The organism is Burkholderia sp. 9777_1386, from assembly GCF_015712265.1.
Classification (GTDB): Bacteria; Pseudomonadota; Gammaproteobacteria; order Burkholderiales; family Burkholderiaceae; genus Burkholderia; species Burkholderia cenocepacia.
The window spans coordinates 17,522-43,688 of the sequence record NZ_JACCQB010000027.1 but is presented as its reverse complement, the minus strand read 5'-3'; the positions used below and the strand labels follow the sequence as shown (position 1 = coordinate 43,688).

Here is a 26,167-nt window from a genome sequence, read left to right as displayed (position 1 = left end):
GAGTGCTGCGCTGCGGCAGACCGTCGCGAAGCGTGGGGTAAAAATTGAGCTGGATCAAGGTTATGCGGAAGGCCGCTGCAAATGACGCAATATCCGATGAATCAGGTCAATTAATCGGCGTAGAAACGGTGTGTGAGACGCGTTGAAAAGCGGGTGAAAAGCAGCGGAAAAACGGACGAAAAAAAACCGCTGCCGGTCAGGCAGCGGTTTTCGACGAAGCGCTCTAAATTGCCGCGATTTACGCGTATTCGGCGAGCGCCGTGCGCATCTTTTTCATCGCGCTCGCTTCGATCTGGCGGATGCGTTCCGCCGACACGCCGAACTCGGCGGCGAGATCGTGCAGCGTCGAGCCGCCCGAGCCGTCGTCGTCGACGTGCAGCCAGCGCGCCTCGATGATGCGGCGGCTGCGTGCATCGAGCGCGTCGAGCGCCTGCGCGATGCCGTCCGTCTGCAGCATGTCGCGCTGACGCGCGGCGAGCACGGCGGTCGGCTCGTTGTGCGAGTCGGCCAGGTAGGCGATCGGCGCGTACGACTCCTCGCCGTCTTCCACCTGGCCTTCGAGCGCGATGTCGCCGCCCGACAGGCGCGTTTCCATCTCGGTGACTTCCTCGCGCTTGACGTTGAGCTCCTGCGCGAGGCCGTCGATTTCCTCGGGCGTCATCGCCTGCATGCTCTTCTTGTGGCTGCGCAGGTTGAAGAACAGCTTGCGCTGCGCCTTCGTCGTCGCGACCTTCACCATGCGCCAGTTGCGCAGGATGTACTCGTGGATCTCGGCCTTGATCCAGTGAATCGCATACGACACCAGGCGCACGTTTTGCGCCGGGTCGAATCGCTTCACGGCTTTCATCAGGCCGATGTTGCCTTCCTGGATCAGGTCGCCGTGCGGCAGGCCGTAGCCGAGATAGTTGCGCGCGATCGACACGACGAGACGCAGGTGCGACAGCACGAGGCGGCGCGCCGCGTCGAGGTTGTTGTCGTCGCGGAATTCGGTTGCGTAGCGGCGTTCCTCCTCGGCGGTCAGCAGCGGGATGCGGTTGACGGCCTGGATGTACGCGTCGATGTTGCCGAGCTGGCCGGGCAACATCGATTGGGCTGCGAGCGCCAGCGAGCCTGCCGATTCGGCCTTGGCCGGCGTCGGGCTCAGGGTGTTCGGGAGGGTCAGGGCGTTGCTCACTAAAAAACTCCTTTGGAATCAGGGACAAACCCCCGGTCTCGAATGAGATTCCGTGGATCATCTTAGCACTCCCGCAAGGTGAGTGCTAATTCCTTAGAGCGGGCGGGGGCATCGGAGTTCCCCATTTTTCTATCGAACCAGTCGAGCCGATAGTCTATTCTGCGACCAGGGTGGCGCCACGAAGTTCCGTAAGCCGTTGTTTCTGATGGGAATCAGTAGACGATTTCGATTTTTGTCGTTTTGGAAGGAAGCCATTTCGTTTCGTGATGCCGATCCGAAAAGTCCTTTACCATACCATTCAGTTCGCTCGGGCCCGGCCGTTGCGGCAGGCTCCATTCAACCCACAAAGTTGGAGTGTCAGATGAACAATAAGAAGAATCGCCGGCCCCGCAGCCGGCTGGTGCTGCATGCGATGCTGGCAGCGTCTCTTCTGGGCGGATCGGGTGCGGCTTTCGCGGATCGCTGGGGGATCCAGGCGGGCGGCGGGTTTTCGGATCGTCACGGGGTCGACAAGGCCGATATCGGCGTGGTGTGGGATCCGGGCTGGAACTGGTGGGAAGTCGGCGGCTGGCACTTCGCGTTCGTCGTCGAAGGGCATGCCGGCTACTGGCACACGGGCGGCAACGTCCACAGCAGCATCGGCGAGTTCGGCGTGACGCCGATGTTCCGCTTCATCAAGAGCAGCGGGCAGATTCGCCCGTTCATCGAGGCGGGCGGCGGCGTCCGGCTCCTGACGCACCCGACGATCTCGGACAATTTCTCGCTGTCGACCGCGTTCCAGTTCGCGCCGACGGGCGGCGTGGGCGTGCAGTTCGGCCAACGGCAACAGTATCAGGTCGGCTACCGTTTTGAACATGTGTCTAACGCGGGTATCAAAGAGCCGAATCCTGGTATAAATTTCCACCAGTTCTACCTGCAGTACAACTTCTGATCCGTACGCCCGTGCAAGGCGGGCGCGTTGCCGAGGAGTCAGGCGATGGCGAAGGTGGTCGATGCGATCCGCGCGCTCGAGCGCGACCGGTTCCGGGCGATGGTGGACGGCGACGGCGAGGCGCTCGACGCGCTGTTGTCGGACAAGGTGTTTTTCGTCCATACCAACGGCAAACGCGAAACCAAGCAGCAGTTCATCGACGCCATCGTCGCCGGCCGCCGCCGCTATCGCCAGATCGAAATCCAGTCGCAGGACGTGCTGCCGGTCGGCGACGAGACCTGCGTCGTCACCGGGCGCGCGTTGATCGAGATGGAAACCAACAACGGCGGCCTCGTGTTCCCGATTGCCTATACGTCCGTCCACACGCACGACCACGGTCGCTGGAGCCTGTTCGCGTGGCAGGCGACGCGGTGCGCGACCGAGGCGTGAGCGCGGGTAACGCGCTTTTTCATGCCCCGACCGAAGCGGCCTTCTGAGCCGCTTTTTGTTGCCACGTGCGGCGCGGATCGCGCGGCGCACGGGCGGTCACGCACCGCTCGCTGACGTTTCAACCCTGCATCGAAGCCCCGCGTTCAGGCCGCCGCGCGGCGATCCGCGCAGTGCCATGCCGAGCGGTTGATCGCGCTGACGACCGCATCGAGCGCCGCACTTGCCGCATCGACGTGCACGCCGACACCGTGCCGCAGCGGCGCGTCGCCGACCCGGCAGCCGACCGATACCGCGACCCGGCCGTCCGCCGTGCGCGTGGATTCGCACGACGCGATGTCGATCGTGGCGCCGGCGGCGCTCGCGAATGCCGCGGCGAAACGTCGCACGGCGTCGTCGGGCGTCGCGTCGGCGGCGGGCGCCAGCGCGATCTCGCGGTTTTGCCAGCGCGCGCCGATGCCGTGGCGCGCGGCCGGGCCGTCCGTCTCGAAGAATTCGCGCGCGAACAGCGCGCAGATCGTGTCGCCCGTCACTTCCTCGCCCGATGCGTCGGCGAGCGTCTGCACCGCATGGCTGAACTCGATCTGGACGCGGCGCGTCGGCGTGAAGCCCATCCCGCGTTCGAGCAGGAAGGTCGCGCCGCCCTTGCCGGATTGGCTGTTCACGCGGATCACCGCGTCGTAGCTGCGGCCGAGATCCGCCGGGTCGATCGGCAGGTACGGCACTTCCCAGATCGCATCGGGGCGCTGCTGCGCGAAGCCCTTGCGGATCGCGTCCTGGTGCGAGCCGGAAAACGCGGTGAACACGAGGTCGCCCGCGTACGGATGGCGCGGATGCACGGGAATCTGGTTGCAGCGTTCGACGACGCGGCGCACGGCGTCGATGTCGGAGAAGTCGAGGCCCGGGTCGATGCCTTGCGTGTAGAGGTTCAGCGCGAGCGTGACGAGATCGACGTTGCCGGTGCGCTCGCCGTTGCCGAACAGGCAGCCTTCGATGCGGTCGGCGCCCGCGAGCAGCGCGAGTTCGGCCGCCGCGACCGCGGTGCCGCGATCGTTGTGCGGATGCACGGACAGCACGATGCTGTCGCGATACGCGAGGTTGCGGTCCATCCATTCGATCTGGTCGGCGAACACGTTCGGGGTTGCGGCCTCGACGGTGGCCGGCAGGTTGACGATCATCTTGTGGTCGCGGGTCGGGCGCCACGTCTGCGCGACCGCGTCGCAGATCTCGCGCGCGAACGTCAGCTCGGTCATGCTGAAGGTTTCCGGCGAGTACTGGAAGGTCCAGTGCGTCTCCGGGCGCGCGGCCGCGTGTGCCTTGATGATGCGCGTGCCGTCGATCGCGAGCGCCTTCACGTCGTTCTTCGACATGCCGAACACGATGCGGCGGAACGACGGGCAGACCGCGTTGTACAGGTGCACGATCGCGCGCGGCACGCCTTCGAGCGCATCGAACGTACGGGCGATCAGGTCTTCGCGCGACTGCACGAGCACCTCGATCGTCACGTCGTCGGGAATCCGCTTGTCGTCGATCAGCTTGCGGACGAAATCGAAGTCGGTTTGCGACGCCGACGGAAAACCGACTTCGATCTCCTTGAACCCGATGGCGACCAGCATTTCGAAGAACTCGAGCTTCTGCTCGATGCTCATCGGCTCGATCAGCGACTGGTTGCCGTCGCGCAGGTCGGTGCTCATCCACACGGGCGCACGCTCGATGGTGCGGGCCGGCCAGCGGCGGCCATTGAGGCGAACGGGCTCGAACGGACGGTACTTGTCTTGCGGATTGCGCATCATCTTCTGGACCTCGGGTCTCAAGTCGCGAGCGAAGACGGGGCGGCATGGGCGACGGTTGGCGCTGCCTCGCATCCCGGCGCACGATGGCGCCGCGGATGCGGATGATCTTCGCGAATCGGCCGACGGATAGACGGACGAAGGCTGACGACTTCGGGTTGTAAAAACTGCGAGAGGGGTACTGCGAGAAACTGCTGGGAGGACCGTGCGAACAGCACACGGCGCTACGACAGCCTTAGGCTAGTCGTAGCGATAGCGGCCGCGCTAGGCGGCCGGAGGTAATTCGGAGGGTGTTCGGAAGGGAACGCATGACGGCCACTCTATGCCAGGATGCGCTCGCGTGTCAAATGTCGGGATAAAGGGGCAGGTCGTCAGCGCGCGATGCGGGCGACCTGCACGATCGTCGCGACCTGGCGCGCCACGGTGTCGGGCACCGGCACCTCGCCGCGCAGCACGGCGTCCGTCCACGCGGCCGTGGTCGCCGCATCGCGCGACTCGGGCAGCGCGACGGGCGGTGCGTCGGTCGACGAACGCTCGGCCTCGATCAGCGTGTCGCACACGCCGTCATGCAGCCAGTCGACCTGCACCTGGCGCCGCGTATCGGCCACCGCTTCGCCTTCGGTGCCGCGCGCGAGCAGCGCGCCGCCGAGCGCGGCGTCCGGATGATCGCGGAACAGCTGCGCGAGGCTGTCACGGTACGGCGGGTGCGTGTAGTTGACGAGCCGCAGCCCGGCCGGCGCGAACGGCTGCAGGATCTTCACGAGCGTATGTGTCGAGTTGCGCACGCCGAGCACGCTGCGCATCGACAGCAGGTGCGCGATGCGCGGCGCCAGCACGTCGATCGGCGCGAACGCGACGCGGCGTTCGGCGAGCGTGTCCTCGATCGCATCGTGCGACGTCGACGGCGGGAGCGACAGCGCAGAGAAGATCTCGGCGCTCGTCACGCGGCCCGGATCCTGCTCGACCCCATGCACGAGCACCGGCACGCCTTCGCGCGCGAGCAGCAGCGCGAGCAGCGGCACGAGGTTCGGTTGCTTGCGCGCGCCGTTGTAGCTCGGAATCGACACCGGGCGGAACGCGGCGTCCTGCACGTGCACCGGCTCGAACGACGCCTGCGCGGCGGCGAGCATCGCGGCCAGTTCGTCGGCGGATTCGCCCTTCAGCCGATAGGCGATCAGGATCGCGCCGAGTTCGACGTCCGACACGCGCGCATCGAGCATCGCGCGATAGAGCGCGAACGTGTCCTCGGCGGACAGGGCGCGCGCGCCGTGCGGGCCGCGGCCGATTTCCTTGATGAAGCGGGCGCAAGGGAACGGAGCGGCGGCGGGATCGTGGGAAGCGGTCATCGGAACGTGGGGCGGGCGGCCGGCATCGGGCCGCGCGGTGAGCGGTGAGGAATGCCCCGAGTATCGCACGGGCGCGGGCGCGCATCGTGCCGCGCTACACTCTGGTTCCCGGCGGCGCGCGCACCGGCTGCGCCGCGCCCGTGCCGCTGCCGGCCGAATACGACTACGAGAGACATCCCATGAAGCTCTACAGCTATTTCCGCAGTTCCGCGTCGTACCGCGTGCGGATCGCCCTGAACCTCAAGCAGTTGCCGTTCGACTATGCGCCCGTGCACATGCTGCGCGATGGCGGCGAGCAACTGAAGGACGCGTACCGCGCGCTGAATCCGGATGCGGTCGTGCCGACGCTGATCGATGGCGACGCGACGCTGCAGCAGTCGCTCGCGATCATCGAATATCTCGACGAAACCCATCCCGAGCCCGCGCTCCTGCCGAAGCAGCCGGTCGATCGTGCGTACGTGCGCGCGGTCGCGCTGCAGATCGCGTGCGAAATCCACCCGCTCAACAACCTGCGCGTGCTCAAGTACCTGAAGCACACGCTGAAGGTGCCCGAGGACGCAAAGAACGCGTGGTACCGGCACTGGATCGAGGCGGGCTTCGAAACGCTCGAGGCGCGTCTTGCGAACGACCCGCGCACCGGCAAGCTGTGCTTCGGCGACACGCCGACGCTCGCCGACGTGTGCCTCGTGCCGCAGGTGTTCAACGCGAACCGCTTCTCGATCGACACGACGCGCTTCCCGACGATCCAGCGGATCGTCGACCATGCGGCGACGATCGACGCGTTCAAGGCCGCCGAGCCGGGCGCGCAGCCCGACGCGGAATGAGCGCGGCGCGCCCGTGGCGAGCATGATCGGGCGCGCATGAAAAAGGGCGCCCGAAGGCGCCCCGTGCGATGCAGGCCGGCGGCGTTCAGCCGAGCAGCGCGTCCGCGAATTCCACCGCGCTGAACGGCTGCAGGTCCTCGACCTTCTCGCCGACGCCGATGAAGTAGACGGGCACCGGCCGTTGCCGCGCGATCGCGGCGAGAATCCCGCCCTTCGCGGTGCCGTCGAGCTTCGTGACGATCAGGCCGGTCAGGCCCAGCGCGTCGTCGAAGGCCTTCACCTGCGTGAGCGCGTTCTGGCCGGTGTTCGCGTCGATCACCAGCAGCACTTCGTGCGGCGCGCCGTCGTGCGCCTTCGCGATCACGCGCTTCACCTTCTTCAGCTCCTCCATCAGATGCAGCTGCGTCGGCAGGCGGCCGGCCGTGTCGGCCATCATCACGTCGATCTTGCGCGCGCGCGCGGCGCTGACCGCGTCGAAGATCACCGCGGCCGGATCGCCGCTCTCCTGCTGCACGACCGTCACGTTGTTGCGCTCGCCCCAGACCGCCAGCTGTTCGCGCGCGGCCGCGCGGAACGTGTCGCCGGCAGCCAGCAGCACCGACTGGTCGAAGCTCTGCAGGTGCTTCGCGAGCTTGCCGATGCTGGTCGTCTTGCCTGCGCCGTTCACGCCGGTGATCATCATCACGAGCGGCTGCGCGCGGCCGAGCATCAGCGATTTCTCGAGCGGCGTCAGCAGCTCGACGAGCAGGTCGTGCAGCGCAGCCTTCACCTGCTGCGGATCGGTCAGCCGGCCCGCGCGCACCTTTTCGCGCAGCGCGCCGAGCAGGTATTCGGTCGCGTCGACGCCCGCGTCGGACATCAGCAGCGCGGTTTCGAGCTCCTCGTACAGATCCTCGTCGATCTTCGTGTTGACGAAGACGCCGGTGATGCTCGAGCCCGTCTTCGCGAGCCCCGTCTTCAGGCGCGCGAGCCACGACTTCTTCGCGGACGCGTCCTGCAGCGGCGGCGGCACGATCTCGACCGTCTCGACGACTTCGTCGCGGCCGTCGTTGGTCGGCGTGACGGTCATCACGACGGCCGGCGCAGCCGGTTGCGCGGGCGCTGGCGGCACGCTGGCCGCGGGCGGCGCGTCGAGCACGGGCGCGTCGGCGTCGGACGCTTCGTCCGCTTGCTGCGCGTCGGCCGATTGCGATTCCGCCGGATCGGGCTCCTGCGTTTTCTTGAATCGTTTGAAGAAACTGAACATGGTCTGACGTCGGGAAGAGGGCGAGCCGCCGCCGGGAGCGGGGCGCCGGACGGGCCGTTCTGCGTTCGCGCGGGCGCGGCGCACGGCGGCCGAAACCGTGCATTTTATCAGTGCGGCGTGGCGCTCGCGTCAGTGCGCGTCGCCGCTGTGGTAACGTGCGCCTGTTTGGCGGCGCGCCCCTGCGCGTGCCCGGTCCCTCCGTTGTCGATATCCCGTATGTCCCGTTCCTCTTCCGGCCGCCCCGCGGCCTCTCCCGGCCGCGGCAAGCCGCACACGATCCGCATCATCGGCGGCGACTGGAAACGCACGCCGCTCGCGGTGCTCGATCTCGACGGCTTGCGCCCGACCCCCGATCGCGTGCGCGAGACGCTGTTCAACTGGCTCGGCCAGGATCTCGAAGGCCGCCGCTGCCTCGACCTGTTCGCGGGCACCGGCGCGCTCGGCTTCGAGGCCGCGTCGCGCGGCGCGGCGAGCGTCGTGATGGTCGAGCGTCATCCGCGCGCCGCGCAGCAGTTGCGGGCGATCAAGGACAAGCTCGGCGCCCGTTCGGTCGAGATCGCCGAAGCCGATGCGCTGCGGCTCGCGGCCGGCCTGACGCCGGGCGCGTTCGACGTCGTGTTCCTCGATCCGCCGTTCGACGACCTGGCCGCGCTCGAGCGTGCGATCGCGCTGTCGGCGCCGCTCGTCGCGGCGGGTGGCGCGTTGTACGTCGAAACGGGGGCGGAACTCGATCCGGCCGCGCACGACGCGCTCGCAGGCTGGCAGGTGGTGAAGCACGGCAAGGCCGGTGCGGTTCACTATCATTTGCTGCGGCGCGAAAATGATGAATAATGCGCGTTCCATACGAGGCGGCGCGCCGCAAAGGCGACGCATGCCCATCTCGGCAGCGGCGCGTGCATCGCACGGCTGCCATCCCGTTTGCGTGATGACAGGAGGAGCGACATGGTAGTCGCCGTGTATCCCGGTACGTTCGATCCGCTGACGCGCGGGCACGAAGACCTCGTGCGGCGTGCGTCGAGCATTTTTGATACGCTGGTGGTGGGCGTTGCCGACAGCCGCGCGAAAAAGCCGTTTTTCTCGCTCGAGGAACGTCTGACGATTGCGAACGAGGTGCTCGGCCATTACCCGAACGTGAAGGTGATGAGTTTCACCGGCCTCCTGAAGGATTTCGTCCGCGTGAACAATGCGCGGGTGATCGTGCGCGGGCTGCGCGCGGTGTCCGATTTCGAGTATGAGTTCCAGATGGCGGGGATGAACCGCTATCTGCTGCCCGACGTCGAGACGATGTTCATGACGCCGTCCGACCAGTACCAGTTCATCTCGGGGACGATCGTGCGCGAAATCGCGCAATTGGGCGGCGATGTCAGCAAATTCGTGTTTCCGTCCGTCGAGAAATGGCTGACCGAGAAGGTCACCGCGATGGGAGGCCCTGCCGCGTGATGCGGCGCCGGCCGGTTTCGTTGCGAAGCCGGCCGCCGGCCTGAAGAAGTGAGATCAGTATGGCTTTGATGATTACCGACGAGTGCATCAATTGCGACGTGTGCGAGCCCGAGTGCCCGAACGGCGCGATTTCGATGGGCCCGGACATCTACGTGATCGACCCGAACAAGTGCACCGAGTGCGTCGGCCATTTCGACGAACCGCAGTGCCAGCAGGTGTGTCCGGTCGAATGCATTCCGCGCGATCCGCAGCATGACGAATCGCATGCGCAATTGATGGAGAAGTACCACGCGCTGATCGCCGTGAAGGGCGGCGACGCGTCGTGATCCGGCGCTGACGCGCGCTTTGTGTGGCGCGCGCGTCGCGCTTTCAGCCCGGCGCCATTCGGCGCCGGTTCTTCCGTATCAGGCCAGCAGCTCGCGCAACGCCGCGACGAGCGCGTCGCATTCGGCATCGGTGCCGACGGTGATGCGAAGATGCTGGTCGATCCGCGGCAGCCGGAAGTGCCGCACGAAAATTTCCCGTTCCTTCAGCTTCGCCGCGATCGCGCCCGCATCGTGCGCGGGATGGCGCGCGAACACGAAATTCGCGGCCGACGGCACGATCTCGAAGCCGAGTGCGTCGAGCGCCTGCGTGAGCCGCGCCCGGCTGTCGATCACGCGCCGGCAGGTGGCGTTGAAATAGTCGGTATCTTCGTACGCGGCCTGCGCGGCGACCTGCGCGAGCCGGTCGAGCGGATACGAGTTGAAGCTGTCCTTCACGCGGTTCAACGCGTCGATCAGCGCCGCATCGCCGAACGCGAAGCCGACGCGCATGCCCGCGAGCGAGCGCGCCTTCGACGTCGTATGCACGACGAGCAGATTCGGATGGCGATCGATCAGCGTAATGGCCGACTGCGCGCCGAAATCGACGTACGCTTCGTCGATCACGACGACCGACGACGGATTCGCGGCCGCGATCCGCTCGACGTCCGCGAGCGGCAGCGCGCGCCCGGTCGGTGCATTCGGGTTCGGAAACAGCACGCCGCCGGCGTCGTCGAGATAGTCGTCGACACGGATCGAGAAATCGTCCGCGAGCGGCACGACCGTGGTCTCGACGCCGTACAGGCGCGCGTAGGTCGGATAGAAGCTGTACGTGATGTCGGGGAAGCGCAGCGGCCGGTCGTGCTTGAGCAGCGCCTGGAACGTGTGCGCGAGCACCTCGTCGGAGCCGTTGCCGACGAACACCTGTTCGGGCTTGATGCGGTGATGGGCCGCGACCGTCTTGCGCAGCGCGCGCGCGACCGGGTCCGGATAGCGGCGCAGCGTGTCGCCGGTGCCGCCGAGTTCGCGGGCGATCGCCGCGACGACGCGCGGCGACGGCGGATAGGGATTCTCGTTGGTGTTCAGCTTGACGGGGTGCGCAAGCGCGGGCTGTTCGCCCGGCACGTAAGGCACGAGTTGCTGAACGACGTCGCTCCAGTAACGGCTCACCGCTTGGCTCCTGTCGGGCAAAACGTCGAGATTACCGCATGTGCGCGTCGCGGTGGGGCGGACGAGGCCGCCCGGTTGCGCCGGACGGCCGATGCACCAGGCGGGTGCGACGGGCGTCAGTTGCGATGCAGCTGCATCGTCGCGCGGTCGAGTTCGCCCTTGATGACCATCGGCATCACGGCGAGCGCGCGTTCGATCGATGCGTCGATCACGTCCTGCTCCTCGCGGCGCGGCGGCTTCAGCACGAAGTTCGCGACGTCGGGCTTCGCGCCGGCGCGCGCGCTTTCCGGAATCAGGTCGCGCGGATGGCCGATGCCGATCCGCAGCCGCCAGTATTGCTGCGACGACAGGTGCGCGGTGATGTCCTTGAGGCCGTTGTGGCCGCCGCTGCCGCCACCGAGCTTCAGCTTCACGGTGCCGGGCGGCAGGTCGAGCTCGTCGTGCGCGACGAGGATCTGGTCGGGCAGGATCTTGAAGAATTGCGCGAGCGCGACGACCGACTGGCCGGAGCGGTTCATGTAGGTCTGCGGCTCGAGCAGATGGACTTCCTCGCCATGCAGGCGCGCTTTCGCATAGAAGCCGTGGAAGCGGCGTTCGTCGCGCAGCGTCGTGCCGGCTTCGCGGGCGAGCTGGTCGATCAGCCAGAAGCCGGCGTTGTGGCGCGTCGCGGTGTATTCCGCCCCGGGATTGCCGAGGCCGACGATCAGTTTGATCATGACGTTTCGAAGGCGGCAACGGCCGCCTGGGCGCAGAAAAAGAAAAACCCGCCGGGCAAGCCGCGGCGGGTTGCGTCGACCGTTTCGTGAAACGGATCGAGGGGGCGCGTACGCAGCCGCTTAGGCAGCCGGCGTTTCGCCTTCTGCTGCGTCCGACACGGCGCCAGCCGGGACCGTCGCCGAGGCGACAACCGGGTTTTCCGCGTCGACGTGCGCGACCAGCGTCACGCCCTTCGGCAGTGCGATGTCCTTCGCGTGCAGCGACTGACCGGCTTCGATCTTCGACAGGTCGACTTCGAGGAACTCCGGCAGGGCAGCCGGCAGGCACTCGACTTCGATTTCCGTCGCGACGTGCGAAACGATCGCGCTCGACAGCTTCACGGCCGGGCTGACTTCAGCGTTCAGGAAGTGCAGCGGCACCTTCGTGTGCAGCTTCTTCTTCGCGTCGACGCGCTGGAAGTCCACGTGCAGCACCAGTTGCTTGAACGGGTGGTATTGCACGTCGCGCAGCAGAACCTGTTGCGACTGGCCGGCCACTTCGAGGTCGAGGATCGACGAGTGGAAAGCTTCCTTCTTCAGGGCGTGCCACAGGGCGTTGTGATCGAGTTCGATCTTTTGCGGGGCTGCTTCGCCACCGTAAACGATACCCGTGGTCTTACCGGCGTTGCGCAGGCGGCGGCTCGCACCCGTACCTTGCTGTTGGCGCTCGAAAGCGACGACTTTCATGTGATTCTCCAATGGCTGCCCGCGACCAGGCAGTAAAACGGGGCCATCAAATGGCGGCCCCCGATGAAACGGCCGGGGTTTCGTCTATCCCGTCCGATTGTGCAAAAAGCGAAGCGTCGCCGCTTCGCTTTCTGCGCATGCTTTGTTCAGTCGATTCGCGATCAGGATTCCGCGAACAGCGACATCACCGAATCGCCGCGGCGAATCCGCGAGAACGTTTCGGCCAGCAGGCTCGCGCTCGTCAGCGAGCGGATCTTCGAGCAGGCCAGCGATTCGGCCGACAGCGGAATCGTATCGGTGACGACGAGCTCGTCGAGTGCCGACGCGGCGATGCGATCGGCGGCGCCGCCGGACAGCACCGGATGCGTCGCGTACGCGAACACCTGCTTCGCACCGCGGTCCTTCAGCACTTGCGCGGCCTTGCACAGCGTGCCGGCCGTATCGACCATGTCGTCCATGATCACGCAGGTGCGGCCTTCGACTTCACCGATGATGTTCATCACTTCGGCGACGTTCGCCTTCGGACGACGCTTGTCGATGATCGCGAGATCGCAGTTGAGCTGCTTCGCGAGTGCACGGGCACGCACGACGCCGCCGACGTCCGGCGACACGACGAGCAGATCCGAGTAGTTCTGCTTGCGCAGGTCGCCCAGCAGGATCGGCGTGGCGTAGATGTTGTCGACCGGGATGTCGAAGAAGCCTTGAATCTGGTCGGCGTGCAGATCCATCGTGATGATCCGCTCGACGCCGGCGATTTCCAGCATGTTCGCGATGACCTTCGCCGAGATCGCGACGCGCGCCGAACGCGGGCGGCGATCCTGACGGGCATAGCCGAAGTAGGGGATGGCAGCAGTGATCCGGCCAGCGGATGCGCGCTTGAGCGCATCGACCATGATCATCAGTTCCATCAGGTTGTCGTTCGTCGGTGCGCACGTGGATTGCAGGACGAAGACGTCCTTGCCGCGCACGTTTTCCTGGATCTCGACCTGGATCTCGCCGTCGGAGAAACGGCTGACCATTGCTTTGCCGAGGGGGATACCAAGGATATTGACGACTTCCTGGGCGAGCGCGGGATTCGCGTTGCCAGTAAAGACCATCAGGCCATCATGGCTGTGGCTGCTCATCGTGCACCTGCTTCAGGCTTGGGCGGGAAATGCGGGAAAATTTTTGGCAGGGGAGGAAGGACTCGAACCCTCGCATGCCGGAATCAAAATCCGGTGCCTTGACCAACTTGGCGACTCCCCTACACTTAACTGATAACTTCACCGAACTCGTGTAGGCCGTTCGGCAAAGTAAAACTTCATGACGCGAAAGTGAAGAGCGGATGCTCGTTCAGACTCTCGGCAACTGCGCCATTCCAACTGGCGTGCAGTTTGGCTTTCGCCGCTTCTGCCTCGTGCTTGCTGTGAAACGCTGCAAACACGCTTGCTCCGGAGCCGGTCATCCTCGCGGGGGTCACATCATACAACCATTTGACCACCTGCGCAACTTCCGCGTACTTCCTTGTTACAACTTCCTGCATATCGTTCCGGCCGAAGCTATCTGGCCATCCCGCATCGCTGGTTTGCTGTGCAAGAAAGTCAGCAATTGTGACGGGCTTCGTATCTCTTGTCAACAACTCATCTGAAAATATTTCAGCGGTCGGGACATGAACGCGTGGCGTCACAACCAAGAACCAGCGAGTCGGCAATTGTACCTCAGCTAATTCTTCTCCGATACCCTCTGCGAACGCATTTTTTCCAAAAATAAAAAACGGCACGTCGGCGCCGAGTTTGACCGCGAGCGATTGAAGTTCGGCGCGCGGCAAATCGAGTTGCCACAGGCGGTTCAGCGCGAGCAGCGTCGTCGCCGCGTCGGAGCTGCCGCCGCCGAGGCCGGCGCCCATCGGCAGGATCTTGTCGATCTCGATGTCGACGCCGTGCGCGGTGCCCGTATGCGTTTTCAGCAGGTTGGCCGCGCGCACGACGAGGTCGCTTTCCTCGGGCACGCCGGGCACGTCGGTGACGCGTGCGACGCGGCCGTCGTCGCGCAGCGTGAAGTGCAGCGTGTCGCCCCAGTTCAGCAGCTGGAATACGCTCTGCAGATCGTGATAGCCGTTCGGACGGCGGCCGGTGATGTGCAGGAACAGGTTGAGTTTCGCGGGCGCCAGGCAGTTGCGCAGCGAGCGGGTCGAATCGGTCATGCGGGTATCGGGGCTAGGCGCGCGTGCTCACTGATCGAGCACGAGCTTGATGTCGAGCGGCGGCGTCGCGCGCACGAGGTTGACGCGTTTGACGCCCGTGGCCGGGGCATCCGCGTAGGCAAGGTAGTCGATCGTCCAGCCGTCCTGACGGATCTGCTTGACGCGCGTGCCGTCGGCCGGGTCGCGCACGGTTTCCGCCGGCGTCGCGGGGGCAACGGTCGGCAGCAGCCAGTAGCGCAGGCCCGCGAGCGGCAGCTCGAAGCCGAGCGTTTTCTGCATCAGGTCGCCGACGTCGGGCGCATATTGGGTCGGACGGTTCGGCAATTCGAGCGACGCCGCGCGCGGCGTCGATTTCACGACCGCGAGCGTCTGGCCGAGCGGGCTGCGCAGCTCGAGCGACACGTCGTCGCCGTGCTCCTGCCAGTCGAAGTTGCCGTACACGTTCTGCGGGTTGCCGAGCCGATCGTCGTACCGCACCGCGAAGCGGCCATGGTACGCATGCGTCGCGGCCGTCTGCAGTGCGGCGCCCGTCGACGTGCCGGCCGGCGGCGGCGTGCTCGCGCAGCCGGCGAGCGCGAGCGCCGCGCCGGCCGCGGCCAGCGTGCGCTGCGTGCGGAAGGACAGGGAAAACATCGGGAACATCCGCATCAGAGGCCGTTGATCTGCAGGCGTTTCAGCGTCTGCACGAGCGTTTCGTTGTCGGGCTCGAGCTTCTGCGCGGCGCGCCACGCGTTGCGCGCGTCGTCCTGCGCGCCGCTCTTCCACAGCACTTCGCCGAGATGCGCGCCGATTTCGGCGTTCGGCTGCAATTCGTACGCGCGTTGCAGCACTTTCGTCGCGCCGGCCGTGTCGCCCATCCGGTACTTCACCCAGCCGAGGCTGTCCATGATGTACGCGTCGTTCGGCGCGAGCGCCATCGCCTTGTCGATCAGCTTGCTGGCCTCGGGCAGGCGCTGGTTGCGATCGGCGAGCGAATAGCCGAGCGCGTTGTAGGCCTGCGGGTTGTCGGGCTGCGTGCGGATCAGTTCGCGCAACTGCTTTTCCATCGTCGCGTAGTGGCCGGTCTTTTCGGCCGCCATCGCGTAGTCGTAGCGCAGGTCGGGATCGTCCGGGAAGTCCTGGACGGCCTGCCCGAGCCGCGCCTCCGCTTCCGGATAGCGCTTCGCGGTGAACAGGATCGACGCATCGGTGCGCGCCACCACGGCCGCGTCGCGCGGATCCGTGATCGGCAGGTTGTCGAGCACCTTGCGCGCCTCGTCGGTCTTGCCCTGTTTCTGCAGCAGCTGTGCGCGCGTGATCTGCGCGGGCAGGTAGTGCTGGCTCGTCTGGTCGACCTTGTCGAGCCATTGCGACGCCTGCGCGTCGTTGTTCTGGTCGATCGCGATCTGCGCGAGGTAGATGTAGCCCTGGCCGACGTCGAGGTTCGGCTGCTTGTCGCCGAGCTGCACGTACTGCTTCAGGTAGCCGGTCGCCTCGTCGAGTTTCTTCTGCTGGATCTTGATCAGCGCGAGCGCCATCAGCGGCGTCGGATCCTTCGAGTCGAGCTTGCGCATCGTCTCGAACTGCTTCTGCGCGTCATCGAGGCGGTCGTCGGCGAGATAGAGCTGCGACAGTGCGAGCCGCGCGTCACGCGACTTCGGATTCTGCTGAACATATTTCTCGAACGACGCGATGCCCGCCGCGCGTTCCGCCGGCCCCATCTGCGACAGCATCAGCGCCGCCGGCAGGTAGTCGGGGCGGATCTGCAGCGCCTGCTTCAGCGATTGCGCGGCGCCGTCCTTGTCGTCGACCGCGAGCTGCTGCCGCGCGATCGCGAGCTGCGCCTCGGGGCGATTCATGTCGTTCTTCAGCATGTCCTTCAGCACCGCGAGGCCGCCGACGCGGTCGGGGCCGCGTACCAGCAGCGCCTGCAGCGCGAGGATCGCCGGACCGCGCGTGTCGCCGGTCGCGCGGGCCAGCTCGCGCGCGAGCATCGGCTGCGCATCGGCCGGCTTGCCGGCGAGCACCAGCAGCGCGGCGTCGACCTGCGACGCCCGGTTCGAATCCGGTGCGTACTGGCGCCACAGATTCGCGGCGGACAGTGCGTCGGCCGGGCTCTGCGCGCCGAGCGCGATTTCGGTCGCGCGCTGCGCCATGCGCGGGTCGCGCGTGTCGCGGGCCAGCGCGAGGTAGGTCTGGTAGGCCGGTGCCGGCTGGTTGCGCTGAAGCGCGACCTCGGCGGCGAGCACCTGATAGACGATCTGGCTCGTCAGCGGCACAGCGGGGAGATTTTTCTGCTCGTCCGGCATCACATGCTCGAACGCACCCTGCGGCTCCGCGTCGTCCGAGGCCGGATCCTGCGCGTGGGCCGGAAAGGCGGTGAGGGTCCAGGCGGCAAACAGCGCGGCACCGAGTGCACGGCGGACCGGGAAGGCGCGCGCGCCGCGCACGGCGGCGGGGCGCTTCTGAAGCAGCTTCGAGGGCAGGGTCATGGAAATCCGTTCGATGTTTCAACCGATTGTAACGCGCTCGCTACAATACACGCACGATCGTGATAGGGTCCGTTTACCTGTGGAACCCACATGCGAATGCCCGAAATCGCCCGCCTCGCGTGCTGCCAGGCCGGGCGATTTCGGGCATTCCCGTGTTTAATTCGGGGTCGTCGCGAGAACGGCCGTTCTCGTGGCGCCGCATGCGCATTCTTTCTGTAAGCAGACCGTAGCCTCAGACCCGCAAAACATGCCAGAGTTGCCAGAAGTCGAAGTCACGCGCCGGGGCATCGAGCCCTTTGTCGCGGGCCGCCGCGTCGAGCGTGTCGACGTCCGTACCGCGATGCTGCGCTGGCCCGTGCCGGCGGGGCTCGCCGAGCAGTTGCGCGCGCGCGAGGTGCTCGCCGTCGAGCGCCGCGGCAAATATCTGCTGTTCGAGGTCGATGCGGGCTGGTTCATCGTCCACCTCGGGATGACGGGCACGCTGCGCGTGCTGCCCGCGGCCGGCGTGCCGGTCGCCGCGAAGCACGACCACATCGACTGGATCTTCGACGAATTCGTGCTGCGGTTCCGCGATCCGCGCCGCTTCGGCGCCGTGCTGTGGCACCCGCGCGAAGCAGGCGACGTGCATGCGCATCCGCTCCTCGCGAGCCTCGGCGTCGAGCCGTTTTCGCCGGCGTTCACCGGCGCGCTGCTGCATGCGCGCACGCGTGGCCGCACGGTGTCGGTCAAGCAGGCGCTGCTCGCGGGCGACATGGTCGTCGGCGTCGGCAACATCTACGCGTCGGAGAGCCTGTTTCGCGCCGGCATCCGGCCGACGACGGCTGCCGGCAAGGTTTCGCTGCCGCGCTACGAGCGGCTGGCCGACGCGGTGCGCGCGACGCTCGCGGACGCGATCGAGCGCGGCGGCAGCACGTTGCGCGATTTCGTCGGCAGCAACGGCGAAAGCGGCTACTTCCAGCTCGACTGTTTCGTCTACGATCGCGCCAGCCAGCCGTGCCGCGTATGCGGCACGCCGATTCGCCAGATCGTGCAGGGCCAGCGGTCGACCTATTACTGCCCGACGTGCCAGCGTTGAAACCCTTTTCCACAATTCGATAACTTGAAGCCGCCCCGCATCGCCCCCGCTCCGTTCCCCGCCACGCCGCTGCACCGCACGTTCGCCACGCGTCTCGTCGCGTGGCAGCGCGCGCACGGCCGCCATGACCTGCCGTGGCAGAACACCCGCGATCCGTACCGGATCTGGCTGTCGGAAATCATGCTGCAGCAGACGCAGGTATCGACCGTCATTCCGTATTACACGCGCTTTCTCGATCGCTACCCGGACGTCGCCGCGCTCGCGGCCGCGCCGAGCGACGACGTGATGGCGCTGTGGGCGGGCCTTGGCTACTACTCGCGCGCGCGCAACCTGCACCGCTGCGCGCAGGTCGTCGTCGCCGAGCACGGCGGCGCGTTTCCGGCGACGCCCGACGCGCTGGCCGAACTGCCGGGCATCGGCCGCTCGACGGCCGCCGCGATCGCGTCGTTTGCGTACGGTGCGCGCGCGACGATCCTCGACGGCAACGTGAAGCGCGTGCTTGCGCGGGTATTCGGCGTCGAGGGCTTTCCGGGCGAGAAGCGTGTCGAGAACGACATGTGGGCGCTCGCCGAATCGCTGCTGCCCGATGCCGCGAACGCGGCCGACGTGAGCGCGTATACGCAGGGGCTGATGGATCTGGGCGCGACGCTGTGCGTGCGCGGCAAGCCCGACTGCGCGCGCTGCCCGTTCGCCGGCGACTGCGTCGCGCAATCGACCGGCCGCCAGCGCGAACTGCCGGCCGCACGGCCGAAGAAGGCCGTGCCGACGCGCAAGACCTGGATGCTCGTGCTGCGCGATGGCGACGCCGTGTTGCTCGAGCGCCGGCCGCCGACCGGCATCTGGGGCGGACTATGGAGCCTGCCGCAAGCGGACGGCGATGCCGCGCTCGCGGATCTTGCGCGCGGTTTCGGTGGCGGTCGCACGGTGCCGCTCGCGCCGCTCACGCATACGTTCACGCATTTCCGGCTCGAGATCGAGCCGCGGCTGAGTGATCTGGCGGACGGCGGCGGCCTGCCGTCGCAGGCGCGGGACGCGGACACCGCCTGGGTGCCGCTGAGCCGGCTCGACGCGTACGGCGTGCCGGCGCCCGTGCGCAAGCTGCTCGATGCGCTGAGCGGGCCGCTGCTGTAACGAACCGGGGAAAGGTGCGGCGCGGGCGGCGTTCGACAGGGCGGCGGGCCACCGCGCGCGAAAAAGGCATTCGGGCGGGCGATGCGCGACGAATCAGCCGCGATAGTCAAGCCGGGCTTACAGCCAGCCGTGCCGGTCGAGCACGTGGTGCACGGCGTCGATGCGCGCACCGACGTCCGGAAACTCCATCAGCTTCTGTCGCGCGCGCAGGTCGAGCGGCAGCAATTCCGCGAGGCGGTTCGATACCCAGCTCGGATCGTCGAGGCGGAACGGTTCGCCGAACGGCATTTTTTCCGGATCGGATTTCTTCAACGCGTCGATGATGCGCTCGAGCACCTCGGCGCACGAACCGAACTGCGCGAGCGCCTGTTCGCCTTCGAGCGGGATGTCGTCGGGCAGCGGCTCCGCGATGCCGACCAGCAGCCCGTTGCCTTCGACGCGATACGACAGCAGCTCGAAACGCTGCGTGCCGATCGCCTGCAGATACAGCATCCCGAATTCGCCGGTATCGCACTCGGTGATGCGCGCCATGCAGCCGATGGTTTCGGGCACCGACACCGCGCCGTCCTGCGCGACTTCGGGCCCGCTCTTGAGCAGGCACACGCCGAACGGGGCGTCGTCGCGCAGGCACGTGCGGGACATGTCGAGATAGCGCGCCTCGAACACCTTGAGCGGGAGCAGGCCCCCGGGAAACAGCACCGTGTGCAGCGGAAACAACGGCAGGTCGATCAGGGTGGTCGATAGGGAGGACATGGCGCGCGGGCGTTGGGCGGGTGTCGCTAGGGTCGGTCGACCTCGGAGACGAGCCGCGACGACGCGTCGACATCCACTGGCGCGTCACGATGCCGCACGATCACGTTCGCCTCGCGCGCCAGGCGCGCGGCGAGCGTTTCCGCGATGAACACCGAGCGATGCTGGCCGCCCGTGCAGCCGATGGCGACGGTCAGGTAGCTGCGGTTGTCATCGCGGAAGTGCGGCAGCCATTTCATCAGGAACGCATGGATGTCGTCGATCATCTGATGGACGATCGGCAGTGCGTCGAGAAAGGCGATGACCGGCTGGTCGAGCCCGGTGAGCGGGCGCAACTGGTGGTCGTAGTACGGATTCGGCAGCGCGCGCACGTCGAACATCAGGTCGGCGTCGAGCGGCACGCCGCGCTTGAAGCCGAACGATTCGAACATCACCATCAGATCGTTGTTCTTCTGCTCGATGAAGCGCTTGACCCAGGTGCGCAGCGCGTTCGCGCGCAGCGTGCTGGTATCGATCTGGTGGCCGAATTCGGCGAGCGGCGCGACGAGTTCGCGCTCGCGCTCGATCGCTTCCTCGAGCGACGACAGCAGGCCGACATCCGCATCGTGCGACAGCGAACCGGACAGCGGATGGCGGCGGCGCGTTTCGGAGAAGCGCTGGATCAGCGCCTGGGTGCTCGCGTTGAGGAACAGCACGCGCACGTCGTGTTCGCGGGACAGCTCGCGGATCAGGCCGGGCATCTCGTCGAGCGACGCGCTCGAGCGCGCGTCGATCGCGACCGCGAGCCGGCGCTGGCCGTCCTGGGCAAGGTAGCGGGCGAGTTCGGGGAGCACGTGCGGCGGCAGGTTGTCGACGCAGTAATAGCCTGCGTCTTCGAGCGCGTTCAGCGCGACGGACTTGCCTGAGCCGGAGATGCCGGTGATGAGGACGATGCGCATGGGAACGGAGAATCCTGACATTTCATCATAGCACCGGCTCGACGCGTCGGCGTTGCGCGGCCGGCGCGTGCGGGTTACACGAGTTTGCCGGGGAACTGACTGTCGGGATCTTGCATCGCGAGTCGTTGCCGATCCATGAAATCGCGCAACGTGTCGATTCCGCGCAACTGCAGGATCGTGTTCCGGACGGCCGCCTCGACGAGCACCGCGAGGTTGCGGCCGGCCGCGACCTGGATCGTGACCTTGCTGATCGGCAAGCCGAGCACGTCGACGGTCTGGCTTTCGAGCGGCAGGCGCTGGAATTCGCCGTCGGGGCGCCGCACGAGCTGAACGATCAGCTTCAGCTTCATTTTCCGCCGCACGGCGGTTTCGCCGAAGATCGTCTTGATGTCGAGCAGGCCGAGGCCGCGCACTTCGAGCAGGTTCTGCAGCAACGGCGGGCAGCGCCCTTCGACGAAATCGGGGCCAAGACGGACGAAATCGACCGCGTCGTCGGCGACGAGGCCGTGGCCGCGGCTGATCAGCTCGAGGCCGAGCTCGCTCTTGCCGAGGCCCGAATCGCCGGTCAGCAGCACGCCCATCCCGAGGATGTCGAGGAACACGCCGTGCAGCGTCGCGCGCGGCGCGAGGATGCGCGACATGTAGAGCCGCAGGCTGTCGATCACCGCGGCGGCCGACATCGGCGTCGTGAACAGCGGAGTGGACGAGCGCGTGCAGCGCAGCACCAGTTCGGGCGGTGCCGCGGCGCCGCCGGCGACGACGAGGAACGGCGGTTCGAGCGCGATCAGCTCGGCCATGTGGCGCGAACGGTCTTCGTCGGTCTGGCGCTGGTAGTAGTCGATTTCGGCTTCGCCGAGCACCTGGATCCGGTTCGGGTGGATCAGGTTCAGGTGGCCGACGAGGTCGGCGCTCGACGTGGCGTTGCCGACCGTGTCGGCCGAAAAGCCGCGTTCCCAGCCTTCATGCCCCGTCAGCCAGCTCAGTTTCAGCGTGGCTGCGTTGTCGTCGAAGATGCTCTGGGCGTTGATGCTGGACGTATCCATGACTCTCGTCACTCCAATGGGCCGGTGCGGGCGCGCGGCGACGGACGTCGCCATGCCGGGCCGGCGCCGGGCGGCCCTGGACGGCGGCGTAGGCCGCCTCGTACGGGGAAATATTCCGCCCGGAACAACTCAAGGTTGCCACTGAGTGAGCAGGCGATGCAACTCGGCGATATCCGTTTCGTTGTGCAGACGCTCGCGGGCGTCGCGATCGGACAGCAGTTGCGCGATTTCCGACAGGATCTCGAGGTGCTGCTGGGTGGCTTGCTCGGGAACGAGCAGGAAGATCAGGAGGCCGACCGGCTGGCCGTCGGGCGCTTCGAACGGGATCGCATCGGCGAGGCGGACGAACGCGGCGAGCGGGTGCTTGAGGCCCTTGATGCGGCCGTGCGGAATCGCGACACCTTCGCCGAGCCCGGTCGAACCGAGGCGCTCGCGCGCGAACAGGTTGTCCGTGACGGTGCTGCGGGCGATGCCGTTCTGATTCTCGAACATCAGCCCGGCTTGTTCGAAGACGCGTTTCTTGCTGGTGACGGAGAGGTCGATGACGACGTTCTCTATGGGCAGGATTTTGGCTAGGCGATTCATGTTGGCAGGCGATTGGGCGGCCTGGGGTCTCCTTGCGGCGGCGGACTGATTTTCCATGTTCGGCGATATCAAGGCATGTGGCATCGGCAACCTGCAGCGCAGCTACCGCATCCAACGCCCCCCGGCGATAACCGGAACATTATAGAGCACAGCCGCGTGCGTGGCGCAGCACGGACGGACCGGTTGCACCTTCGCGCGGAGTCACAAAAAAAACGCCCGGCGAACCGGGCGGCGTGCGTGTTGCGGTGACGGTTATTGCGGCGGCAGCTCGATCTGGTCGATCGACGGCTGAAGCTTGATCGGGTCGTGCGCGTGCGTTTGCAGGCGCTCCATGTGCTTGACGACCTGGCGATCCAGCTTGTCGATCAGCAGATCGATCGCGGCATACAGGTTGCCGTTCGCGCTTTCGACGAAGATGTCCTTGCCCTTCAGGTGCAGGTTGATTTCCGCGCGCTGCTGCTTGTCCTTTTCCTTGTGGTTGTCGACCGAGAGGATCACAGTGCCATCGATCACCTGATCGCTATGCCGTAGCACCCGGTCCAGCTTGGTGATCACGTATTCGCGAATCGCAGGCGTGACTTCGAGATGATGTCCACTGATCTTCAGGTTCATAGTGCTTCTCCAAGCGAGTGGCCACCCGGCCGCATCGAGGCGGCGCTCCGGTCGACTTGCCCGTGCCGCACGAAGCGGCGTATCGCGGACAGATCGTCCGGCCTGTTCCCCGTGTGCGCGGTGGCCGGGACACGCCTGCCGCCGGGCAGGCAGCAGGCTTAAAGAGACTTGCGCAGATTCACTGCCGGGATCTTGAGGGCTTCGCGATATTTCGCAACCGTGCGGCGCGCGACCACGAAACCCTGTTCTGCCAGCAGCTCGGCAATGCGGCTGTCCGAAAGTGGCGATTTTGGGTCTTCAGCTCCTATCAGTTGCTTGATGAGGGCTCGGATGGCGGTCGACGAGGCGGCGCCACCGGTGTCGGTCGAGACGTGAGATCCGAAGAAGTACTTAAATTCAAGCGTCCCGAACGGGGTCAGCATGTACTTCCCGGTTGTCACACGGCTGACAGTCGACTCGTGTAGGCCCAGCGTATCAGCTATTTCCCGCAAAACCAAGGGGCGCATGGCAATTTCACCGTGCGCAAAGAAATTCTTCTGACGCTCGACAATAGCCTGCGCGACACGCAGGATCGTGTCGAATCGCTGCTGGATATTCTTGATCAGCCAGCGCGCTTCCTGGAGCTGCTGTTTCAGCGATCCGGCCGACGGATCGCCGCGGCTGTTGCGCAGGATGTTCGCGTACAGGTTGTTGATCCGCAGGCGCGGCACGACTTCCGGATTGAGCTCCGCGAGCCAGCCCTGGCCGGCCTTCTTCACGATGATGTCGGGCACGACGTAGTCGGCCTCGGCCTTGCCGTATGCGGCGCCGGGGAACGGCTCCAGCGAGCGGATCAGTGCGTGCGCGTCGCGCAGCGCGTCGTCGCTCGCCTTCAGGTGCTTGCGCAACCGTGTGAAGTCGCGTGCGGCGAGCAGTTCGAGGTGCTGCGACACGATCTCGAGCGCGAGCGTGCGCGTCGGGGACGGATCGAGACGCAGCAGCTGCAGCTTCAGGCATTCGGACGCCGAGCGCGCGCCGACGCCGGCCGGGTCGAAGCTGTGCAGCAGCGCGAGCGCCGCGTTCAGTTCGTCGCAGTCGATTTCCAGTTCGGGCGGCAGGTCGGCGAGCACTTCGTCGAGCGTGGCGGTCAGGTAGCCGTCGTCGTCGAGCGATTCGATCAGGAACATCACGAGCGCGCGATCGCGCGGGCCGGCCTGCGTGACGCGCAACTGCGCGGCGAGGTGGTCGCGCAGCGACGTCGCGGCTTCCTGCACCTGCAGCGGCGGCAGGTCGTCGTCGTCGGACGCGCCGCTCGAGCGGCCGTATTCGTCGAGGTTCCACTGCGGGCCGTCGTTGCCGTCGCCGGACCCGTAGCCGTCGTATTCGTCGGCGCCGGCCGGCTCGTCGCGCTCCGCGCGATCGCTGGACGGGCTGCTGCCGTTGGTCGCGGCGGGCTCGGTGTTCTGTGCGGGCGGCGTCTGCGCGATCAGCGATCCGTCCGCCGCGACGCGCAGCGGGCTCGCGATCCATTCGTCGTCGTTCTCGAGCAGCGGGTTCTGCGCGACGGCCATCGCGACTTCCTGCTGCAGTTCGAGCGTCGACAACTGCAGGAGCCGGATCGACTGCTGCAGCTGAGGCGTCAGCGCAAGATGTTGCGACAGGCGGAGTTGAAGGCTGGCTTTCATGGCAAGGAGGGAGTCATACCGGCAGTTTGCCACGACCCAGGCGCATTGAGCCATCCGCGATTACGCGCGGCGCGCCGCCCGGCCGCGGGCATGCCCGCGGGCGTGGATGCAAAGCGGGGCGCAGCCCCGCGCGGCGATGCCGGGCGGGGTGCAGCCAGCCACGAGGAGGACGTTACATGCGGAAGTGTTCGCCGAGGTACACGCGGCGCACGCTTTCGTTTTCGATGATTTCGCTCGGCGCGCCGGCGGCCAGCACCGAACCGTCGCTGATGATGTACGCGTGGTCGCAGATGCCGAGCGTTTCGCGGACGTTGTGGTCCGTGATCAGCACGCCGATGTTGCGCTGTTTCAGGAACTTGACGATCTTCTGGATCTCGAGCACCGCGATCGGATCGACGCCGGCGAACGGTTCGTCGAGCAGGATGAAGCTCGGGTTGGTCGCGAGCGCGCGCGCGATCTCGACGCGGCGCCGTTCGCCGCCCGACAGCGACAGCGCGGGGTTCTCGCGCAGGTGGCCGATCTGCAGCTCGTCGAGCAGCGCTTCGGTACGCGACGAGATCGCGTCCTTCGACAGCCGCTTGCCGTCCTCGTCGTGCTGCAGCTCGAGCACCGCGCGGATGTTTTCCTCGACGGTCAGCTTGCGGAACACCGACGCTTCCTGCGGCAGGTACGACAGGCCGAGCGACGCGCGCTTGTGGATCGGCAGCAGGCTGATCGAGCTGCCGTTCAGCGTGATTTCGCCCGCGTCCGTCGGCACGAGGCCGACGATCATGTAGAACGACGTGGTCTTGCCGGCGCCGTTCGGGCCGAGCAGGCCGACGACTTCGCCGCTCTTCACGTCGAGCGACACGTCCTTGACGACCGTGCGTGAGCCGTAGCGCTTCTTCAGGTTGCGCACGACGAGCGAGCTCGTCGTGCCGGCCGGCTGGCGGTTCGGAAGCGCGTTCATTGGCCCGGCGCTCCCTGGATCGTGGTCGACGGCGACAGCTTGGCCGGCGCCCCGTTCAGCGGCGCGGGGCCGCCGTTCTTCGGCGACAGCATCGCGCGCACGCGGCCGTTCGGGTTGCCCGGCGCCGCGACGTCCTTGCCGCCCTTCGCGGTGTAGAAGTCGCGCTGGCCGTCGTACGTGATCACGCTGCCGTGCACGGTATCGGCGACCGTCGACGTGCCCTGCAGGCGGCGCACGGTCGCGGCGGTGGTCAGCGTGGTGAGATCCTGCTTGCCGTCGTAGTCGATGCGCTCGGCGTCGCCGTCGATGTATTCGTCGAGGCCTTCGCGCTTCTGGCGGAACGTCGCGTGCTTCTTGCCGCTGCCGAACGACGTCGCGTACTGATAGCCTTCCGGGTCCTGGCGCACTTCGACGCGATCGCCCTTGATGATGATCGTGCCCTTCGTGATCACGACGTTGCCGGTCGCGACCGTGACCTGCTTCAGATCGTCATAGGTCAGGTTGTCGGCCTCGACGTTGATCGGCTTGTTCTGGTCGGCCTTCTCGGCATGGGCGAGCGGCGCCAGCCCGACGAGCGGGAGCGCCACGAGCGTCGCGGCGAGCGCGGCGCGGACGGCGCGCGCAGCGCCGCCGGAAATCTGTCGAGGGAACGGTTCGTTCATGCAGTCACGTGAGG

The 26,167-nt window shown here is 66.6% G+C and carries 27 protein-coding genes and 1 tRNA gene; 8 read left to right on the top strand and 20 right to left on the bottom strand.

Features of this window, described 5'->3' with window-relative positions:
• Positions 1-238: 238 nt before the first annotated feature.
• Entirely contained in the window at positions 239-1,174 is a 936-nt protein-coding gene (rpoH, locus tag H0X91_RS20360) for an RNA polymerase sigma factor RpoH (RefSeq protein WP_006483735.1), read from the bottom strand.
• 361 nt (positions 1,175-1,535) lie between these two features.
• On the opposite strand from rpoH, the gene pagL reads away from it, so the two are divergent.
• Complete coding sequence (pagL, locus tag H0X91_RS20355) at positions 1,536-2,105, top strand: lipid A 3-O-deacylase PagL (protein WP_006483740.1); 570 nt, start codon at positions 1,536-1,538, stop codon at positions 2,103-2,105.
• Between the two features lie 45 nt (positions 2,106-2,150).
• The gene (locus tag H0X91_RS20350; protein ID WP_006483747.1) at positions 2,151-2,534 is read left to right on the top strand and encodes a nuclear transport factor 2 family protein; all 384 of its coding nucleotides are present in this window, start codon (positions 2,151-2,153) and stop codon (positions 2,532-2,534) included.
• Positions 2,535-2,677: 143 nt separating this feature from the next.
• Here the strand turns inward: H0X91_RS20350 and leuA are convergent, their stop codons facing one another.
• Together leuA and ybiB are read right to left on the bottom strand one after the other, a co-directional pair.
• On the bottom strand, positions 2,678-4,324 hold the full coding sequence (gene leuA, locus H0X91_RS20345) for a 2-isopropylmalate synthase (RefSeq protein WP_080323498.1): 1,647 nt from the start codon (positions 4,322-4,324) through the stop codon (positions 2,678-2,680).
• A 368-nt stretch (positions 4,325-4,692) separates the two neighbouring features.
• Positions 4,693-5,667 carry a DNA-binding protein YbiB gene (gene ybiB, locus H0X91_RS20340; protein WP_034201347.1) on the bottom strand — a complete coding sequence of 325 codons (975 nt, stop codon included), beginning with the start codon at positions 5,665-5,667 and terminating at the stop codon, positions 4,693-4,695.
• Between the two features lie 179 nt (positions 5,668-5,846).
• Between ybiB and maiA the strand changes: the two genes are divergently transcribed.
• Positions 5,847-6,491 carry a maleylacetoacetate isomerase gene (gene maiA, locus H0X91_RS20335; protein WP_006499022.1) on the top strand — a complete coding sequence of 215 codons (645 nt, stop codon included), beginning with the start codon at positions 5,847-5,849 and terminating at the stop codon, positions 6,489-6,491.
• An 85-nt stretch (positions 6,492-6,576) separates the two neighbouring features.
• Here the strand turns inward: maiA and ftsY are convergent, their stop codons facing one another.
• Positions 6,577-7,737, bottom strand: coding sequence for a signal recognition particle-docking protein FtsY (gene ftsY / locus H0X91_RS20330; RefSeq protein ID WP_006483736.1), 1,161 nt, complete (start codon positions 7,735-7,737; stop codon positions 6,577-6,579).
• Positions 7,738-7,953: 216 nt separating this feature from the next.
• Between ftsY and rsmD the strand changes: the two genes are divergently transcribed.
• The 3 genes from rsmD to H0X91_RS20315 all read left to right on the top strand — a co-directional run bounded on the left by rsmD (position 7,954) and on the right by H0X91_RS20315 (position 9,503).
• Positions 7,954-8,568 (top strand): 16S rRNA (guanine(966)-N(2))-methyltransferase RsmD, encoded by a 615-nt coding sequence (gene rsmD / locus H0X91_RS20325; protein WP_006483748.1) that lies wholly within the window; start codon positions 7,954-7,956, stop codon positions 8,566-8,568.
• A 111-nt stretch (positions 8,569-8,679) separates the two neighbouring features.
• Positions 8,680-9,177, top strand: a complete 498-nt coding sequence (coaD, locus tag H0X91_RS20320) for a pantetheine-phosphate adenylyltransferase (RefSeq protein ID WP_006477773.1) — start codon at positions 8,680-8,682, stop codon at positions 9,175-9,177.
• A 59-nt stretch (positions 9,178-9,236) separates the two neighbouring features.
• Positions 9,237-9,503: a YfhL family 4Fe-4S dicluster ferredoxin gene (locus tag H0X91_RS20315; RefSeq protein WP_043206196.1), complete on the top strand. Its 267-nt coding sequence runs from the start codon at positions 9,237-9,239 to the stop codon at positions 9,501-9,503.
• Between the two features lie 78 nt (positions 9,504-9,581).
• On the opposite strand, the gene hisC is transcribed toward H0X91_RS20315, so the two are convergent.
• From hisC to H0X91_RS20275, 8 genes are all read right to left on the bottom strand, one after another.
• Complete coding sequence (hisC, locus tag H0X91_RS20310) at positions 9,582-10,649, bottom strand: histidinol-phosphate transaminase (protein ID WP_196433284.1); 1,068 nt, start codon at positions 10,647-10,649, stop codon at positions 9,582-9,584.
• 116 nt (positions 10,650-10,765) lie between these two features.
• A complete protein-coding gene (gene pth, locus H0X91_RS20305) occupies positions 10,766-11,365 on the bottom strand; it encodes an aminoacyl-tRNA hydrolase (protein WP_034201350.1) in 600 nt (199 codons plus the stop codon).
• 120 nt (positions 11,366-11,485) lie between these two features.
• Positions 11,486-12,091 carry a 50S ribosomal protein L25/general stress protein Ctc gene (locus H0X91_RS20300; protein ID WP_006483734.1) on the bottom strand — a complete coding sequence of 202 codons (606 nt, stop codon included), beginning with the start codon at positions 12,089-12,091 and terminating at the stop codon, positions 11,486-11,488.
• Positions 12,092-12,252: 161 nt separating this feature from the next.
• Positions 12,253-13,215, bottom strand: a complete 963-nt coding sequence (locus tag H0X91_RS20295; protein ID WP_006483739.1) for a ribose-phosphate pyrophosphokinase — start codon at positions 13,213-13,215, stop codon at positions 12,253-12,255.
• Between the two features lie 44 nt (positions 13,216-13,259).
• A tRNA-Gln gene (locus tag H0X91_RS20290) sits at positions 13,260-13,336 on the bottom strand.
• A gap of 55 nt (positions 13,337-13,391) precedes the next feature.
• Positions 13,392-14,273 carry a 4-(cytidine 5'-diphospho)-2-C-methyl-D-erythritol kinase gene (gene ispE / locus H0X91_RS20285; protein WP_058901819.1) on the bottom strand — a complete coding sequence of 294 codons (882 nt, stop codon included), beginning with the start codon at positions 14,271-14,273 and terminating at the stop codon, positions 13,392-13,394.
• Between the two features lie 27 nt (positions 14,274-14,300).
• Entirely contained in the window at positions 14,301-14,921 is a 621-nt protein-coding gene (gene lolB / locus H0X91_RS20280; protein ID WP_020979425.1) for a lipoprotein insertase outer membrane protein LolB, read from the bottom strand.
• The gene (locus H0X91_RS20275; RefSeq protein WP_006483151.1) at positions 14,921-16,744 is read right to left on the bottom strand and encodes a tetratricopeptide repeat protein; all 1,824 of its coding nucleotides are present in this window, start codon (positions 16,742-16,744) and stop codon (positions 14,921-14,923) included. Before H0X91_RS20275 ends, lolB begins: the two co-directional genes overlap by 1 nt.
• Before the next feature lie 247 nt (positions 16,745-16,991).
• Here H0X91_RS20275 and mutM point away from each other — a divergent pair, with 247 nt between their 5' ends.
• Complete coding sequence (gene mutM / locus H0X91_RS20270) at positions 16,992-17,819, top strand: bifunctional DNA-formamidopyrimidine glycosylase/DNA-(apurinic or apyrimidinic site) lyase (protein ID WP_058901818.1); 828 nt, start codon at positions 16,992-16,994, stop codon at positions 17,817-17,819.
• 24 nt (positions 17,820-17,843) lie between these two features.
• On the top strand, positions 17,844-18,950 hold the full coding sequence (gene mutY / locus H0X91_RS20265) for an A/G-specific adenine glycosylase (RefSeq protein ID WP_048986777.1): 1,107 nt from the start codon (positions 17,844-17,846) through the stop codon (positions 18,948-18,950).
• 117 nt (positions 18,951-19,067) lie between these two features.
• Here the strand turns inward: mutY and H0X91_RS20260 are convergent, their stop codons facing one another.
• From H0X91_RS20260 to lptA, 8 genes are all read right to left on the bottom strand, one after another.
• Positions 19,068-19,703, bottom strand: coding sequence for an LON peptidase substrate-binding domain-containing protein (locus H0X91_RS20260; RefSeq protein ID WP_006483137.1), 636 nt, complete (start codon positions 19,701-19,703; stop codon positions 19,068-19,070).
• 26 nt (positions 19,704-19,729) lie between these two features.
• Entirely contained in the window at positions 19,730-20,638 is a 909-nt protein-coding gene (rapZ, locus tag H0X91_RS20255; protein ID WP_006483144.1) for an RNase adapter RapZ, read from the bottom strand.
• 74 nt (positions 20,639-20,712) lie between these two features.
• Positions 20,713-21,681 (bottom strand): HPr(Ser) kinase/phosphatase, encoded by a 969-nt coding sequence (hprK, locus tag H0X91_RS20250; RefSeq protein ID WP_006483133.1) that lies wholly within the window; start codon positions 21,679-21,681, stop codon positions 20,713-20,715.
• A 129-nt stretch (positions 21,682-21,810) separates the two neighbouring features.
• Entirely contained in the window at positions 21,811-22,323 is a 513-nt protein-coding gene (locus tag H0X91_RS20245; RefSeq protein ID WP_034195643.1) for a PTS sugar transporter subunit IIA, read from the bottom strand.
• A 195-nt stretch (positions 22,324-22,518) separates the two neighbouring features.
• Entirely contained in the window at positions 22,519-22,878 is a 360-nt protein-coding gene (gene hpf, locus H0X91_RS20240; RefSeq protein WP_006477786.1) for a ribosome hibernation-promoting factor, HPF/YfiA family, read from the bottom strand.
• Between the two features lie 158 nt (positions 22,879-23,036).
• Positions 23,037-24,542: an RNA polymerase factor sigma-54 gene (locus tag H0X91_RS20235; protein WP_006483132.1), complete on the bottom strand. Its 1,506-nt coding sequence runs from the start codon at positions 24,540-24,542 to the stop codon at positions 23,037-23,039.
• 172 nt (positions 24,543-24,714) lie between these two features.
• The gene (gene lptB / locus H0X91_RS20230) at positions 24,715-25,491 is read right to left on the bottom strand and encodes an LPS export ABC transporter ATP-binding protein (protein WP_006483143.1); all 777 of its coding nucleotides are present in this window, start codon (positions 25,489-25,491) and stop codon (positions 24,715-24,717) included.
• The gene (gene lptA / locus H0X91_RS20225; protein ID WP_006483139.1) at positions 25,488-26,153 is read right to left on the bottom strand and encodes a lipopolysaccharide transport periplasmic protein LptA; all 666 of its coding nucleotides are present in this window, start codon (positions 26,151-26,153) and stop codon (positions 25,488-25,490) included. Before lptA ends, lptB begins: the two co-directional genes overlap by 4 nt.
• Positions 26,154-26,167: the final 14 nt, after the last annotated feature.